The organism is Ochrobactrum teleogrylli (assembly GCF_006376685.1).
Lineage (GTDB): Bacteria > Pseudomonadota > Alphaproteobacteria > Rhizobiales > Rhizobiaceae > Brucella > Brucella teleogrylli.
On record NZ_VEWL01000008.1, the window covers coordinates 146,827 to 160,867 of the forward strand.

Here is a 14,041-nt window from a genome sequence, read left to right on the forward strand (position 1 = left end):
AGAGGCGAAAGACGTGTCCGCAATGGTGAGTATCCGGGAAGTCGAACAGGCGCACGACAGGCTGCGTGGCCAAATTGTGCGGACCCCGCTCGTTCGCACAAAACGCCTCAGTGAAATGTCCGGGGCACCGATCTTCCTCAAACTTGAAAATCACCAAACCACCGGCAGCTTCAAGTTGCGTGGTGCAACGAACGCCGTTCTCAGCTTGCCTGCTTCCAAGCGAAAGTTTGGACTTGTCACCGCTTCCACAGGAAATCATGGCCGCGCATTGGCCCATGCGGCTTCTCTGCAAGGTCTCACAGCCACTATCTGCCTCTCCTCACTCGTTCCGCGAAACAAAGTCGAGGCGATTGAGCTACTGGGTGCCAATATTCGCATTGTCGGAAAGTCTCAAGATGACGCGATGGAGGAAGTCGTCCGTCTTGTGCGCGATGAGAACATGAATGCGGTTCCGCCTTTCGATGATCCACACGTGATCGCGGGCCAAGGAACCATCGGGCTTGAGTTGCTGGAAACTATGCCTGACATGGAAACCGTGCTTATCCCGCTTTCCGGTGGTGGGCTGGCGGCAGGCATCGCCGCCGCAGTCAAAGCACATAAACCCAAAGCCCGAATAGTTGGTATCTCAATGCGGCGGGGCGCTGCAATGCAGGCAAGTCTCGCCGTCGGCCATCCTGTCTATGTAGAAGAAGTGGATTCGCTGGCGGACTCGCTAGGCGGCGGCATCGGTCTTGATAATCGCTGGACCTTCGCCATGTGCCGCGATCTGCTGGATGACGTGCTTTTGCTTGACGAAGAAGAGATTGCCTCAGGTGTGAAACACATGGCCCTTCACGAAAATGAAGTCATCGAGGGCGCAGCCGCCGTTGGTGTTGGTGCGCTTCTTAGTGGCAAACTTGAGGTTTCAACCCCAACCGCGATTATTGTTTCTGGTGGCAATATCGATCCCAAACAACATCGCATGATCATGAATGGCTTTGTGGGGGAGCGAGCTGATGGCTGAAATGCGGATATTAAGCGAAGCAGATCTTCGTCAGTTCATTGCGCTCGATCTGGAAACAGTCGCCTGTGTCGAAGATGCGTTTCGCGCGCTTGCAGGTGGGGACGTCCGTATGCCGCCGATCCTACGGCTCGACATTCCCGCCGAGCGCGGGGAAGTCGATGTTAAAACCGCCTATATTCCGGGGCTCGATAGTTTCGCGATCAAGATCAGCCCTGGATTCTTCAACAATCCTTCCATTGGCTTGCCTTCGACCAACGGCCTGATGATCCAGTTTTCTGCAAAAACCGGGCTGATCGAAGCCCTGCTGCTCGACAATGGATATCTGACTGACTTGCGCACCGCAGCAGCGGGCGCGGTCGCTGCAAAATATCTGGCCCGAGAAGACGCCAACACAGCCGCAATCTTTGGCGCGGGTATACAGGCCCAATTGCAGCTCGAAGCCCTCACTCTGGTGCGCCGGATCGGGGAAGCCCGCATCTGGGCACGCGATTTCAAGAAAGCGACAAGCGCAGCGGCGGTCCTGGAACAGAAGCTAGGAATCCCGGTCGTTCCCGTTGAAGATGCGCGAAAGGCCTGTGCGGGGGCCGATATCATCGTCACGACCACACCGTCAGAAAAGCCACTCATCGAGGCTGACTGGCTGGAGCCGGGGCAACATCTCACCGCCATGGGTTCGGATGCCGAACACAAGAACGAAATAGAACCCGCGATCTTTCGCCGACCGATCCTGTATGTCGCGGACAGCCTCAGCCAGACGCGCAGGTTGGGGGAATTGCATCACGCAATCGACGCCGGGATCGTTGCTGCCGATGCCCATTTCCCTGAACTCGGACAGATCATTTCAGAGGGGGGCAATTTCCTCCGTAATGCCGAAGACATCACATTTTGCGACCTGACGGGCACCGGCGTTCAGGACACGGCCATTGCACGTCTTGCCACGGAACGCGCAACCAAGCGCGACGCTGGCGCCAAAATCGACTCGAACAAATCTGCTGGAGCCAAATAATGAGCGTTGAACTCAATTTCATCCGCGCCGAGTATGACGCCAGAATTGCCAAGACCAGACGCGCCATGGAGAAGGCTGGTTTCGACATCATCATTGTAACCGACCCGTCCAACATGCATTGGCTGACCGGTTATGACGGCTGGTCCTTTTATGTTCATCAATGCGTTGTCCTTGCGATGGATGGAGAACCAATCTGGTATGGGCGCCGTCAAGACGGAAACGGCGCAAAACGCACGGCCTGGATCAGCCACGACAGTATTATTGGTTATCCGGATCACTATGTGCAGTCGCTGGAACGCCATCCTATGGATTTACTGGCGTCCATCCTTGACGATAAGGGTTGGGGCAACAAGACGATTGCGGTGGAGTTCGACAATTATTGGTATACGGCGGCGGCCCATCACGCTCTGCAAAGGCACTTGCCGAATGCACGGTTCAAGGACGCTCAGGGACTGGTGAATTGGCAACGTGCCGTCAAAAGCCCCACGGAGATTGATTACATGCGCAAGGCGGGCCTCATTGTCGAAGCCATGCACAAACGCATCGTCGATACGATAGAACCGGGCATGCGCAAATGCGATCTTGTGGCAGAAATCTATGACGCCGGAATACGTGGTGTGGGCGAATTTGGCGGTGATTATCCAGCCATCGTACCGCTCTTGCCCTCTGGCGCAGATGCTTCCGCCCCCCACCTCACATGGAACGATTTGCCGATGAAATCCGGCGAAGGTACGTTCTTCGAGATTGCAGGGTGTTACAAACGCTATCATTGCCCGCTGTCTCGAACTGTCTTCCTGGGCAAGCCGACACAGGCATTTCTCGATGCCGAGAAGGCCACACTGGAGGGGATGGAGGCTGGTCTCGCGGCTGCCCGGCCCGGCAACACCTGTGAAGACATTGCTTCTGGATTTTTCGGTGTTCTCAAAAAATATGGCATCATTAAAGATAATCGCACAGGCTATTCGATCGGTCTTTCCTATCCGCCAGATTGGGGTGAGCGCACGATGAGCCTGAGACCTGGTGATCGCACTGAATTGCAGCCAGGCATGACCTTTCACTTCATGACGGGGCTTTGGCTTGAAACCATGGGGCTGGAAATCACAGAAAGCATCGTCATCACCGAAACCGGCGTCGAATGCCTTTCAAACGTACCACGCAAGCTGGTGGTCAAAGACTAGTTTCATGATACACACAACGCCACCTCCACGCCCCTCCCCGATCACACCCACTGTCGATCTTACGCGGGATGGAATCCAGCATGGCCATTTGCGGCTGCCGTGGTCGCGGGACGATTCCGCATGGGGCTCAGTGATGATCCCAATCTGCGTGATCCGCAACGGTGATGGTCCGACGGCACTGCTGACCGGCGCCAATCACGGCGACGAATATGAAGGGCCTGTGGCGCTCTATGATCTCGCAGCAAGTCTGAAGCCGGAGCAAATCAATGGTCGCGTCATCATCGTTCCTGCGATGAATTTCCCAGCCTTTCAGAAGGGCACCCGCACCTCCCCAATCGACAAGGGCAATCTCAATCGCAGTTTTCCGGGCCGTCCTGACGGTACGGTCACGGAGAAAATCGCCGACTACTTCACGCGCTATCTTATGCCAGAAGCCGACATCGTATTGGACTTCCATTCAGGGGGGCGCACGCTGGATTTCCTACCCTATGCGGCTGCACATGCTCTGCCCGACAAGGTACAGGAAAGCCGCTGCTTTGCCGCAGTCAAGGCCTTCTCCGCGCCCTATTCCATGCGCATGATCGAGATAGATGCGGTGGGCATGTATGACACCACTGCGGAAGAAGCTGGGAAGGTCTTTGTGACAACCGAGCTCGCAGGTGGTGGAACCATATCCGCCCGCACGGCTGCCATTGCCAAACGCGGCGTGCGCAACCTTTTGCGCCATTCCGGCATTCTGGAAGGTGAGATTGAACAGTCGCCGACGGTCTGGCTCGATATGCCGTCAGAGGATTGTTTCGGCTTTGCAGACACAGACGGCCTATTGGAACCGCTCGTCGATCTGGGTTCCGAAATTCGGAAGGGTGACCTCATCGCCCGAGTCCATAACATAATGCGGACCGGCAGTGCACCGCAGGAACACCGCGCCAAGCTCGACGGTGTTCTGGCTGCCCGCCACTTTCCGGGGCTCGTCAAGATGGGTGACTGCCTCGCGGTCATTGCCACAATCTGCGAGGAACCCGTAGTGCGTTAACCGAAACCCATTGAGCTACCGAAGCAATAAGCCGGAGTAAAACAAACCGGTAATTTCAAAGAGGAGTGAACACAATGCGCATGAAACTTTATACGATTTCTACCCTGCTTTCTGCGGCGGCAACCATTGCCCTCACCCTGCCATCTCAGGCCGTCACAGTCGACGACCTGAAAAGCGCTGGCTTTGTTCGTGGCGCAACCGCCAACGAGATGCCCTACGGTTACATGGACGAAAGCGGGGCGGCGAAGGGTATTGGCCCCGACGTGGCGGCAGCGATCTTCAAAAAGCTTGGCATTGAAGAAGTCGACTGGACGGTCACGCCATTCGGCTCGCTTATCCCGGGCTTGAAAGCCAAGCGTTTTGAATTCGTCGCTGCCGAACAGAATGTCTTGCCGGAACGATGCAAGCAGGTGCAGTTTACCGTTGCCAATTCCAGCTATGGTGAAGGTCTTCTGGTGCCTAAAGGAAACCCCAAAAAAATTCACTCCTATGACGACATCAAGAAGGACCCATCCCTGAAGGTTGCCATCGTATCGGGAGCCGACCAAATCGATTTCCTGCATGGAATGGGGATTGACGAATCCCAAATTGTAATGATCCAGGGCAATGCCGATGCGCCCTCCACCGTACAGACAGGACGAGCCGATGCTTATGCTGCAACCGAATTGACGGTTGCAAAGCTTGTCGAAAACTCCCCTCAGCTGGAACAGGCTCATCCATTCACCGACCCTGTCGTTGACGGGAAATCTGCGCGAAGCTTCGGCGCCTTTAGTTTCCGCCCTGAAGACAAGGACTTTTTTGAAGCTTTTAACAAAGAGCTTATCGAATTCAAGAAGACCGACGACTACAAGAAAATCCTGACAACATATGGACTTAGCGAAGAAAGCGTAGAAGCTGCACGCGCTGTAGACACAGCAGCACTGTGCAACGCAAAGTAAGCTTATCAGCGCCCGCCGATCTCAATAATATCGGCGGGTTTCTCTGCCCGGGAGACGACCCTATGCATTGGACGGAATATTTACCCGCCCTTTTCAAAGGTGCCCAAGTCACCATCGTACTTGCTCTGAGCTCGATGGTGATAGGCACCATATTCGCGTTTGCGGCGGGAATAGCGCGCTTTGCAGGCGGGCGAGTCCTGTCGGCGATCGCCGTGGTCTATATCGAAGTCTTCCGGGGCACGTCGCTTCTGGTACAGCTGTTCTGGCTCTACTATGCCTTGCCGCTGATCGGCATTTCTTTTGACCCAATCACCACGGGCGTCATGGGTCTTGGCCTGAATATCGGTGCTTACGGTGCCGAGGTCGTGCGCGGTGCGCTGCAGGCCGTACCAGAAGCCCAACATGAAGCGGCACGCGCGCTCAATTTTGGCAAAAAACACACGCTGTTCCACATTGTCTTGCCGCAGGCTATTGTCGAGATGATGCCTGCATTTGGCAATCTCGCCATCCATAATCTCAAGGATACCGCTCTTGCGTCCCTGATCGCTATCAGCGACCTGACATTTCAGGCCCAAAGATTGCGCAACCTGACATTGGATAGCGTGACCATTTATTCCCTGACACTGCTTGGCTATTTCGCGATGGCTCTTTTGCTTGCGACTGCAATAAGATGGCTGGAACGACGCCTTCGCCGCCAGACCATGGCTGGAGGTTTCGCATGATCTATGGTTATGCCTGGGACACCACGTCCACACTGTCCTTCGCCATATCGATCTTGCCGATCCTGGCTATCGGTCTGACCGTAACGCTGAAAGCTGCAGCAACCGGTTTTGCCATCGCCTTGGCGCTTGGACTGGTCTTTGCGCTTTTACGGCGCAGCCGTTACAAAATCGTTTCCTGGCCCACGGCTGTTGTGGTGGAGTTCTTGAGGGATACGCCGCTCTTGGTGCAGCTCTTCTTTCTTTATTACGTACTGCCAGTCTATGGCATTGTCTTGCCAGCATTTTTAACCGGCGCTCTGGCGCTCGGCCTGCAATACTCAGCCTATACATCCGAAGTTTATCGCGGCGGCATTGAGGCCATTCCTCGTGGACAATGGGAAGCGGCCCGCGCGCTCAATCTGACGCCGTGGAGGACATATCGCGATATCGTCATACCGCAAGCGGTTCCCCGGATCATTCCGGCCATGGGCAACTATCTGGTCTCGATGCTAAAGGAAACGCCGGTTCTCTCGGTCGTCAGCATCGTCGACATGCTCAATCTTGCCAACCTTATCGGCGACCGTACCTTTGAATATCTCGTACCTTTATCGATGGTCGGCCTGATCTTCCTCATTTTAACACTCATCTGTTCAGCAGCCATCCGTCTGCTTGAACGAACACTTCCAAAGAACGGGATCGCTCTCAAATGACGCAGGAAATCATTCGCTTTCAGAACGTCGTCAAACGCTTTGGAGCACTGACCGTATTGGATCAGTTCAATTTCTCGGTCACAACAGGCGAAAAAGTTACGCTCATTGGCCCATCCGGATCCGGCAAATCTACCGTGCTGCGCATTCTCATGACACTTGAGCCCTTTCAGGAAGGCACGCTGGAATTGGGTGGCGTGCCCTATCATGAGACCGGCGGCAAAGAACCGTTTTATGCCAGCGAAGCACATTTGCGGAAGATCAGATCGCATGTCGGGATGGTGTTTCAGAGCTTCAATCTCTTCCCCCACATGTCCGTATTGCGCAACGTCATCGAAGCGCCCGTCCATGTCCTTGGTCTTAAACGTGCGGAAGCCGAAGCACGCGCGCTGGACCTGCTTTCTCTTGTCGGCCTCTCGGACAAGAAGGATCACTATCCATCCCAATTATCGGGCGGTCAGCAACAGCGTGTTGCCATAGCACGATCACTGGCAATGCGTCCGCGTGTCCTGCTGTTTGATGAACCGACATCGGCGCTGGATCCGCAGCTTGTTGGCGAGGTGTTGTCAGTCATCCGCAGTCTTGCGCAGGAGCATGATCTCACCATGCTGCTGGTTACCCACGAAATGCGCTTTGCGCGAGAAGTCTCTGATCGTGTGTGCTTTTTCGACAAAGGGCGCATCTGCGAACAGGGCACGCCCGAACAGATATTTCAAGCACCGAAAGAAGCGCGCACCAAGGAGTTTCTCCAGTCTGTCCTTTAGGGTCAGGCTATAGCGCCAACATCATAAACTGGTGGAAGTTGTGCAGCGGTTTCACGGATGGTTTCAAGAGCCTTGTGCAAGGTTGTGCGTGACAGCCGTCCGCCAAGGCAAATTCGAATGCCCCCTTGGCCGCGGTCGGCCCCGGCTACAAACGGATCGGATGGCGTCACTGCGACCCCCTTACTGGCCAGCGCTCTTACCAACCCGTCTTCCGACCAGTGGCGCGGGATTTTGAGCCAGGCGCACAGAGACAACGGGTTACTCCCTGCGATCAGAGGCCCCAAGACGTCACTCACCTGCGCCTGTCTTGTACGCAATTCGCCCCGTTGGATTTCGATGAGTTCCTTGACGGTGCCATCCTCAATCCATCGGCTTGCCATCTCGCCCAGAAGATTGACCCCGCTCCAGCTTGTCACGCGCAAAATCGATGCAACACGAATGGAATATTGCGATGGAACAACGAGATAACCGGTGCGAAGCCCCGTCATAACAGTCTTCGTGAAGCTTGTTACGAAGAAGCCCAAATCCGGCAGCAATTCCGGCATTGAAGGCAACCGTTCTTCGAGGATCGGTTTGTAAACTTCGTCTTCGATAACACAAACATCGTATCTTGCAGCGATTTCCGCGATCGCCATACGCCGTTGCGCAGACATGAGATGACTTGTAGGATTGCCCAGTGTCGGTATCAGTACGAGCGCGCGGACATCACCAGCTTTGCACGCCATCTCAAAAGCATCCGGCATGACACCTTGTTCGTCGATTGGCAGGCCGCGCAGGGTAAATCCCAGCACATTTGCGAGCCCAATAATGCCATGGTCGGTCAAGCGTTCCGTCAGCACCACCTCGCCCGGCTGAACAATTGTCGCGACCGCAAGAAACAGGCCATGTGCCGCTCCATTGGTAATGACGATACGGCCCGGATCAACATCAACAGATAAGCTACGCAGCCATTCCTGAGCAACAGCGCGATGGTGATCCAGCCCGGCGATTGGCCGACATGGACGCATGAAACTGGCGTTTTCCGTTTGGCTCAATTGTTCAAACAAATGTTTGGAAGCCCGCTCATGCGCCTCCGTATAGACAGCTCGTATGATCGACATATCAGCGGTGCCGCTTGGATCACGATCGAGCATGAAACGGTCCGCACGTTCGGTGACGCGATTGCAAACGTAAGTTCCGCGTCCAACTTCACCACGCAGATAACCGCGTCGTTCTGCTTCCTTATAGCTGATACTGACAGTCTGCACAGAAAGTCCGAGTTGATGCGCAAGTTCGCGATGCGTAGGCATCCGTGCTGCCGGTTGCAGAATACCGCCCTCGATATCATCGACAATTTTTTCTGTTAGAAGTCGGTGTTTGGTTGCGCCTTTGCGCAGCTCCAATACAGGTTTCCACATAGGCTTACCGGCTCCATCATGACAAAGTGTCGATTGAACTGTTATAGCAATTTTTGTCATGACATACAGGTCAAATACGACGCAATGAATGTCGCCCACATAATTTGTTAAGACGCGGGCGCCTTGGCCGAACCATGGTTTAACCTCGGAATCGCCCCGAAAGAAACTCTTTACGGTCACATTCGACCTGTGCACTGGCTTCGTCGCCCAAATGGCCTCTAGCAGAATTTCTGGAAAGGAAAGATGATGCCAAGAATTGCATCGCTTGCATTCGTAACTCTCGTCGCCCTGACCCCTTCCGCAATGGCTCAGCAACAGGCGCCACAGCCTCCGGCCAACTCAGCGCCAGCGGCTCAGCAACCTTCAACAGCCCCAACCATACAGACTGTATCTGTGGTAGATATCAAGGAACTCCCGGCTGAAAGCCAGAAAGAGGTTCAAGCCGTTGTCGATAAACGCAGCGCCGATGACCTCACCAAACTGCGCACATCAGTGAAGACGTTCCCCGAGGCGCGCGACGCCCTACAAAAGAAGGGCATGAACGAACAAGATGTCATTGCAGCCAGTCTTTCGGAAAATGGCGCTTTGACGCTGATTACAAAAAAGGCAAGCTAACAACTTGCCATCGGAAGCAAAAGTCGGGCCGGAAGGGCCGGCTTTCAAGATCGAGCCTCTGCAAAGCTGGTCCGCAGCGTCGCGATATCATCATAATAGACGATATGGCTCTCGCGGATGATAATTCCGCAATCACAATAATGCGTGATCTGCGATATTGAATGCGAAACCATAATCACCCGTGCATGCGAGATTTTAGAGTCAAGCGCCGCTTTGGATTTCGCCTTGAAACGTTCATCACCCACTGCGATAATTTCATCGATCAGATAGCAATCGAAATCTATCGCAAGACTCATACCGAAAGCCAGACGCGCTTTCATTCCACTGGAATATGTTTTAACCGGAAGATGAAGCGAAGTACCCAGTTCGGAAAAATCGCTGACATAGTCGATCATCGCCTCCGTATCTTGTTCATATATCCGGGCAACAAAACGAATATTTTCGAGGCCCGTCATTCCCCCATTGAATCCGCTTGAGAACCCCAGCGGCCACGATACGCGACCACGCCTTACAATGCGCCCTCGATCCGGCAATTCAGTCCCGGCAATCAGCCGTATCAAGGTCGACTTCCCGGCTCCGTTGGGGCCGACAATGGCGACATTCCTGTTCTCCGGAAAAGAAAAACTAAGATCATCGAAAATGATTTTCCTTATCCCGTTCGTCTTATAGGATTTGGAGACATTGATCAGATCAATCAAACCGCTCTCCTTTTCCTGAAAAGCCGCTCGCCAGATAAGCCCGCCACCATAAGGACAAGGATGGTTTTCATCAGATAGGTGCGATCGAGAACTGTGCTGTCATAGTTTGGATAGAAACCATCACGCATCCATTCAACTGCATGCAAGATGGGGTTCCAGGATAAATATTCTATCAACACCGTCGGTAGCAGGCTCGGCACGTAGAAAATTCCTGACAGGAAAAAAAGCGGGCTGGTGAGAATCTTCTCAATGTGGCGCCACGAATCCCACATCGACAGAATGACGGCGTTCACAACGCCAAAAGCTGTGCCCAACGACGCGGTCGCAACAAATGCTCCCATAGTTCGTCCCGGATGAGCCGGCATGTCGCCGCCGTCCCAAACCATGATGCCCCAGAATACCACCATGAAAATAACAGCATATGTTGCTGTTACAAGCATGGCGCGAGCAGACAAAACATCAAGCTCTTTTATCGGCGGATAGGTCAGGAGCGCTTTGTTCGCTTCGAACGCCACCATCAATGAAGACGACAATTTGCTGAAGAACTGCAGCGTCAGAACGCCTGTTGCAAAGAACAGTGCAAAGCTCGATCCATAAGGTGGATTTCGCCCTGCGAAAGTAAACACGGCCACCAGAACCGCTATACTGGTGGACGGGACAATTACTGCCCATAGATAGCCTATATGAGAGGCGCCAAGGGCGGCACGCGTCTCACGTAGAACTAGCGCTCCCATCACATGTATCTGCAACCGCAACAGTGTCATCACGAGAGATGATCCCTGATGGAATAGATTATGAGGGAACCAAGCCCCCACAGCATTGTGAGTATGGCGCCAAGCTGGAGACTGTTGAGAAAGCGTTTGGGATAAAGCGGATATTCCGGCAGGAGTGGCGCTTCATAGATCGCCAGATAGCGCTGTTGTCGGCCAGCTTCCACACGCGCCTTTTCCAGCGACGAAAGCGCCGAAGCATAGGCTTGTTGCGCAAAGTTTCGTTCGACTTCGAGGGTTTCATAGGTGGCCAGAAGCCCAGATAACGCGTTGGAAGACCGGCTTTTATTGCCCTCGCCTTTCGTTGCTTCGAGCTTCTTTGCCGCTATTTCCTGCTCAAGCGCGTCTGTCTGACGTCTGAGGATTTTGAGTGACGGTGAACCCTCATCGACGGTTCCCACAAGTGCGGAAATTCTCGCCCGCCGGTCAGCCAGTTCCTTCTCCAACCCTCCAACAATCTCAATCTGGACTTGGGCACTTCGCGTTGGGTCGATCGATTGTTCATCGTCGCGAAAAGATCGTAATTTCCCCAAAGCATTACGAAGTCGCTCTTCGGCATGAGCCACCTCGCCATTGGCAAAAGAAACAGCATCGGTTCTTGCGCGTTCCGACAGTTCGTTCACCAGATCCGTACAATAGCGCAAAACCAGATCTGCTACTTTCCTGGCGTCGTCCGGCGTAAAAGCATTGACTTTGAACGTGATGACACCCGAAATATTGTCGTAGGATGTCTGGATCATCCCACCCCAATATTCAACGACGTGTTCAATATCGCTCTGTGGACGTAGATGCGAGATAATATCAGGACCGTCGGAAGCATAAGCCAACCGCAACGGAAAATCCTTTTCAAGCTTCTCGACCAGGCTTCGGCTCTTGATATATTTGAGCAGAATGTATGAATCCGACGTCGTGCTTCCGGCATTTGCTATACCGGTGAATGTCCCAAAAAAGTCGCCACCACTACCCGCATCCATGCTTCTGACGGCGAAGCCAACGCCCGCCACATAACGGTCAGAAGCGATGAATGTGAAGTATAGCGCTCCGAGAATGGAAGGGATAATCACGCATAGAACGAAAGAAATCGCCAGTAAGCGACGCCTTCGCTTTTGGGGGCGGGTTTGCTTAGCCATAGGAGTTTCTCCCGCCGCAGACGGTTGCTGTACTTTGAGAGATACAACTCTATTGAGGGCTTCGCTCAATTTTCGTTACCACCGTGTGACCTCTCGGTGGCAAACCCTTACCGAGTTCAAAGATAAGGACTTTGCCTTTGCGGCTCTTAGTGTCTGCACACCCAGCCTGTACAGACGACGCCACAATGGAACGTGGCATGGAGGCTCATCGCGCCATGCGACCAGTTCCAGCACGACGCGCTCCGGCGTTGTATAATGCCCCGTCACGCGGCTCACATATACTGGATAAAGGATCAGGGTTCCGGCAATAAGTTCATCTAAGCTTAACTGTCTTTTCCTTGCGTAAGGGACGATATCAGTAGTAAGCCCCCAACCGGAATAGAATGGCAGTCCATAACAGGTGACAGGAATGTTTCTGAGCAGCGCTTCAAACCCCGCGAGCGACGTTATTGTGTGGACCTCGTCAACCGCGCCAAGCAGTTGAGGCATTCCAGCATCCCTCACGATTTCGTCGCAGTAGGTGCTGAACTGTTCGCCACTGGTTCCTCCATCACGCAAACCAGCGGCTACATCAGGATGGGGCTTATAGATAATATAGGCATCTGGTCTCGATAGACGCACCGCTTTCAACAATTCTATGTTTGTCGATATATACGGAGCGCCGCATCGCAGCGATGCATCGTTTTCGACTTGCCCCGGCACCAAAATGATGGGTGAAGGTCCATCGGGGCGACGCCACGCCGATCGCTGAACATTGTACTTGGTGAGTCCGGCGGCAACTATGCTGCTGCGCAATGCTGCGGCTCGCTGCAGAAGTTTTTCATCTGCATCCACGCTCTCCAGAGTACGCGTGAGGCCAGATGCTTTCGTTGCATCATAATAAATGCCTGCATCGTCGAGCACCCATGAGAGCGGAGGTGTCAGCTCCGCCCCTAACCCCACAGATCGAAGAAAGCCGTCCTCAACATGGCGGATGGACGACGGTGCAGGCGCATCTCTAACCCGTTGATTTCCCCATACAAGAATATGCGAATTGGCCGGAACTGTTCTCGCGGTCCTATGAAATTCGATTTCAGCACCAGCGGTAAAACGGCGAAGAACCGGCTGCTTCCATCGACTGAACCCGATGGCGTGAAGTTTTTTGGGCAACCGTTCCCGCATGCGACGTTGAAATGCGATATAATCAAGGACGCGCTCCACGTCACAGCTTCGCCCGGTCTCAGGATCGACATAATGCGCATAGTCGATCAGCGCCGCGTGGACGAGTTGTTCGATGCTTTCTTTCTGTCGTCTGCTCGGCCGCGGCAACCCATCTTGCGTGAGGCCCCAACCCGCATAAAAAGGCATACCGAAACATCGGACATTCTTGCCCCATATCAGTGCCTCAAAACCGAGTTGGGATGTAACTGTATAAACCCGCTCACATTTTTCAATCAGGCGAACGGGGTGGCAGTTTTCCGTAATCATCAAGACACGCGGATTTTCCAAAAGCCGTGAAGCGCTGAAATAGCCTCTCCGTCTGCGCGCAAAGACATCTGGATGCGTCTTGATCAGAACCATGCAATCGGGGTTTTCGTTCAGTGCTGCAAAGAGCACATGCTGAAACGTTTGATCACCGGCGCAGCCATAAGCCACCGATCGGTCTCTATATACTTGATCCACCACAAGAACATAGCGATCTGGTAGATCGCCGTCATACTCACGCGCCGAATTATACTTAGAGACGCGCCCTTGACGCCATAACTGGATAAGTTTTTGTGCGCGAGCCGCCTCGGGCGCCGAAAGTGGCTTCGAAATCAAATGTTCAAAGCGGCTTGGCTTCGTCCCGTCATAATAGATGCCTAAATCATCCTGCACGATGGACAAAGGCGGCTCGCTACGTTCAACCGAGCGTATAAAGCCGTCTTCCAGTGTTACGTAAGGCAGACCGCAACACGCGGCCAATTGCTTCGCAGCACGCGCATGCAATCCCCTGCCCCACCCTGCAATAACATTGATATCTCGCAATCCGCTGAGCGGAAGATAGTGCGGTTCTCCATTGAGGAGTGCGGCGAGATTTGGCAATCGCGAAGCCCTTACGGAAAGGAGCCCTACTCTTCTC

At 53.8% G+C, this 14,041-nt stretch carries 14 protein-coding genes; 9 read left to right on the forward strand and 5 right to left on the reverse strand.

Going from position 1 to position 14,041, the window contains the following annotated elements:
• Positions 1-22 precede the first annotated feature (22 nt).
• The 8 genes from eutB to ehuA all read left to right on the forward strand — a co-directional run bounded on the left by eutB (position 23) and on the right by ehuA (position 7,330).
• Positions 23-1,003 (forward strand): hydroxyectoine utilization dehydratase EutB, encoded by a 981-nt coding sequence (gene eutB, locus FIC94_RS14145; RefSeq protein WP_140025360.1) that lies wholly within the window; start codon positions 23-25, stop codon positions 1,001-1,003.
• Positions 996-2,009 (forward strand): cyclodeaminase, encoded by a 1,014-nt coding sequence (locus FIC94_RS14150; RefSeq protein ID WP_140025306.1) that lies wholly within the window; start codon positions 996-998, stop codon positions 2,007-2,009. Before eutB ends, FIC94_RS14150 begins: the two co-directional genes overlap by 8 nt.
• Complete coding sequence (gene doeA, locus FIC94_RS14155) at positions 2,009-3,187, forward strand: ectoine hydrolase DoeA (RefSeq protein WP_140025307.1); 1,179 nt, start codon at positions 2,009-2,011, stop codon at positions 3,185-3,187. Before FIC94_RS14150 ends, doeA begins: the two co-directional genes overlap by 1 nt.
• 4 nt (positions 3,188-3,191) lie before the next feature.
• Complete coding sequence (gene doeB / locus FIC94_RS14160; RefSeq protein ID WP_140025308.1) at positions 3,192-4,220, forward strand: N(2)-acetyl-L-2,4-diaminobutanoate deacetylase DoeB; 1,029 nt, start codon at positions 3,192-3,194, stop codon at positions 4,218-4,220.
• A 74-nt stretch (positions 4,221-4,294) separates the two neighbouring features.
• Positions 4,295-5,158: an ectoine/hydroxyectoine ABC transporter substrate-binding protein EhuB gene (gene ehuB / locus FIC94_RS14165; RefSeq protein WP_140025309.1), complete on the forward strand. Its 864-nt coding sequence runs from the start codon at positions 4,295-4,297 to the stop codon at positions 5,156-5,158.
• Between the two features lie 62 nt (positions 5,159-5,220).
• Positions 5,221-5,880 (forward strand): ectoine/hydroxyectoine ABC transporter permease subunit EhuC, encoded by a 660-nt coding sequence (ehuC, locus tag FIC94_RS14170; RefSeq protein WP_140025310.1) that lies wholly within the window; start codon positions 5,221-5,223, stop codon positions 5,878-5,880.
• Positions 5,877-6,569, forward strand: coding sequence for an ectoine/hydroxyectoine ABC transporter permease subunit EhuD (ehuD, locus tag FIC94_RS14175; protein WP_140025311.1), 693 nt, complete (start codon positions 5,877-5,879; stop codon positions 6,567-6,569). Before ehuC ends, ehuD begins: the two co-directional genes overlap by 4 nt.
• Positions 6,566-7,330, forward strand: coding sequence for an ectoine/hydroxyectoine ABC transporter ATP-binding protein EhuA (ehuA, locus tag FIC94_RS14180; RefSeq protein WP_140025312.1), 765 nt, complete (start codon positions 6,566-6,568; stop codon positions 7,328-7,330). The genes ehuD and ehuA overlap by 4 nt, the downstream gene beginning before the upstream one ends.
• A 2-nt stretch (positions 7,331-7,332) precedes the next feature.
• On the opposite strand, the gene ehuR is transcribed toward ehuA, so the two are convergent.
• On the reverse strand, positions 7,333-8,727 hold the full coding sequence (ehuR, locus tag FIC94_RS14185; RefSeq protein WP_140025361.1) for a MocR-like ectoine utilization transcription factor EhuR: 1,395 nt from the start codon (positions 8,725-8,727) through the stop codon (positions 7,333-7,335).
• A gap of 243 nt (positions 8,728-8,970) precedes the next feature.
• Between ehuR and FIC94_RS14190 the strand changes: the two genes are divergently transcribed.
• The gene (locus FIC94_RS14190; protein ID WP_235892013.1) at positions 8,971-9,342 is read left to right on the forward strand and encodes a hypothetical protein; all 372 of its coding nucleotides are present in this window, start codon (positions 8,971-8,973) and stop codon (positions 9,340-9,342) included.
• Positions 9,343-9,386: 44 nt separating this feature from the next.
• Here FIC94_RS14190 and FIC94_RS14195 read toward each other — a convergent pair whose 3' ends face one another.
• From FIC94_RS14195 to FIC94_RS14210, 4 genes are read right to left on the reverse strand one after another with little or no spacing between them, the layout of a single operon-like run.
• Entirely contained in the window at positions 9,387-10,040 is a 654-nt protein-coding gene (locus FIC94_RS14195; protein WP_140025313.1) for an ABC transporter ATP-binding protein, read from the reverse strand.
• Positions 10,037-10,804 carry an ABC transporter permease gene (locus FIC94_RS14200; RefSeq protein ID WP_140025363.1) on the reverse strand — a complete coding sequence of 256 codons (768 nt, stop codon included), beginning with the start codon at positions 10,802-10,804 and terminating at the stop codon, positions 10,037-10,039. Before FIC94_RS14200 ends, FIC94_RS14195 begins: the two co-directional genes overlap by 4 nt.
• Positions 10,804-12,009 (reverse strand): KpsE/RkpR family capsule polysaccharide export protein, encoded by a 1,206-nt coding sequence (locus tag FIC94_RS14205; RefSeq protein WP_140025314.1) that lies wholly within the window; start codon positions 12,007-12,009, stop codon positions 10,804-10,806. Before FIC94_RS14205 ends, FIC94_RS14200 begins: the two co-directional genes overlap by 1 nt.
• Before the next feature lie 6 nt (positions 12,010-12,015).
• Positions 12,016-14,004, reverse strand: coding sequence for a capsule polysaccharide biogenesis protein (locus FIC94_RS14210; RefSeq protein ID WP_210237296.1), 1,989 nt, complete (start codon positions 14,002-14,004; stop codon positions 12,016-12,018).
• Positions 14,005-14,041 lie beyond the last annotated feature (37 nt).

Bases quoted from the DNA above. Each gene is read 5' to 3' on its own strand.
- eutB (WP_140025360.1), top strand. From the start codon at position 23: ATGGTGAGTATCCGGGAAGTCGAACAGGCGCACGACAGGCTGCGTGGC.
- FIC94_RS14150 (WP_140025306.1), top strand. From the start codon at position 996: ATGGCTGAAATGCGGATATTAAGCGAAGCAGATCTTCGTCAGTTCATT.
- doeA (WP_140025307.1), top strand. From the start codon at position 2,009: ATGAGCGTTGAACTCAATTTCATCCGCGCCGAGTATGACGCCAGAATT.
- doeB (WP_140025308.1), top strand. From the start codon at position 3,192: ATGATACACACAACGCCACCTCCACGCCCCTCCCCGATCACACCCACT.
- ehuB (WP_140025309.1), top strand. From the start codon at position 4,295: ATGCGCATGAAACTTTATACGATTTCTACCCTGCTTTCTGCGGCGGCA.
- ehuC (WP_140025310.1), top strand. From the start codon at position 5,221: ATGCATTGGACGGAATATTTACCCGCCCTTTTCAAAGGTGCCCAAGTC.
- ehuD (WP_140025311.1), top strand. From the start codon at position 5,877: ATGATCTATGGTTATGCCTGGGACACCACGTCCACACTGTCCTTCGCC.
- ehuA (WP_140025312.1), top strand. From the start codon at position 6,566: ATGACGCAGGAAATCATTCGCTTTCAGAACGTCGTCAAACGCTTTGGA.
- ehuR (WP_140025361.1), bottom strand. From the start codon at position 8,727: ATGTGGAAACCTGTATTGGAGCTGCGCAAAGGCGCAACCAAACACCGA.
- FIC94_RS14190 (WP_235892013.1), top strand. From the start codon at position 8,971: ATGATGCCAAGAATTGCATCGCTTGCATTCGTAACTCTCGTCGCCCTG.
- FIC94_RS14200 (WP_140025363.1), bottom strand. From the start codon at position 10,804: ATGACACTGTTGCGGTTGCAGATACATGTGATGGGAGCGCTAGTTCTA.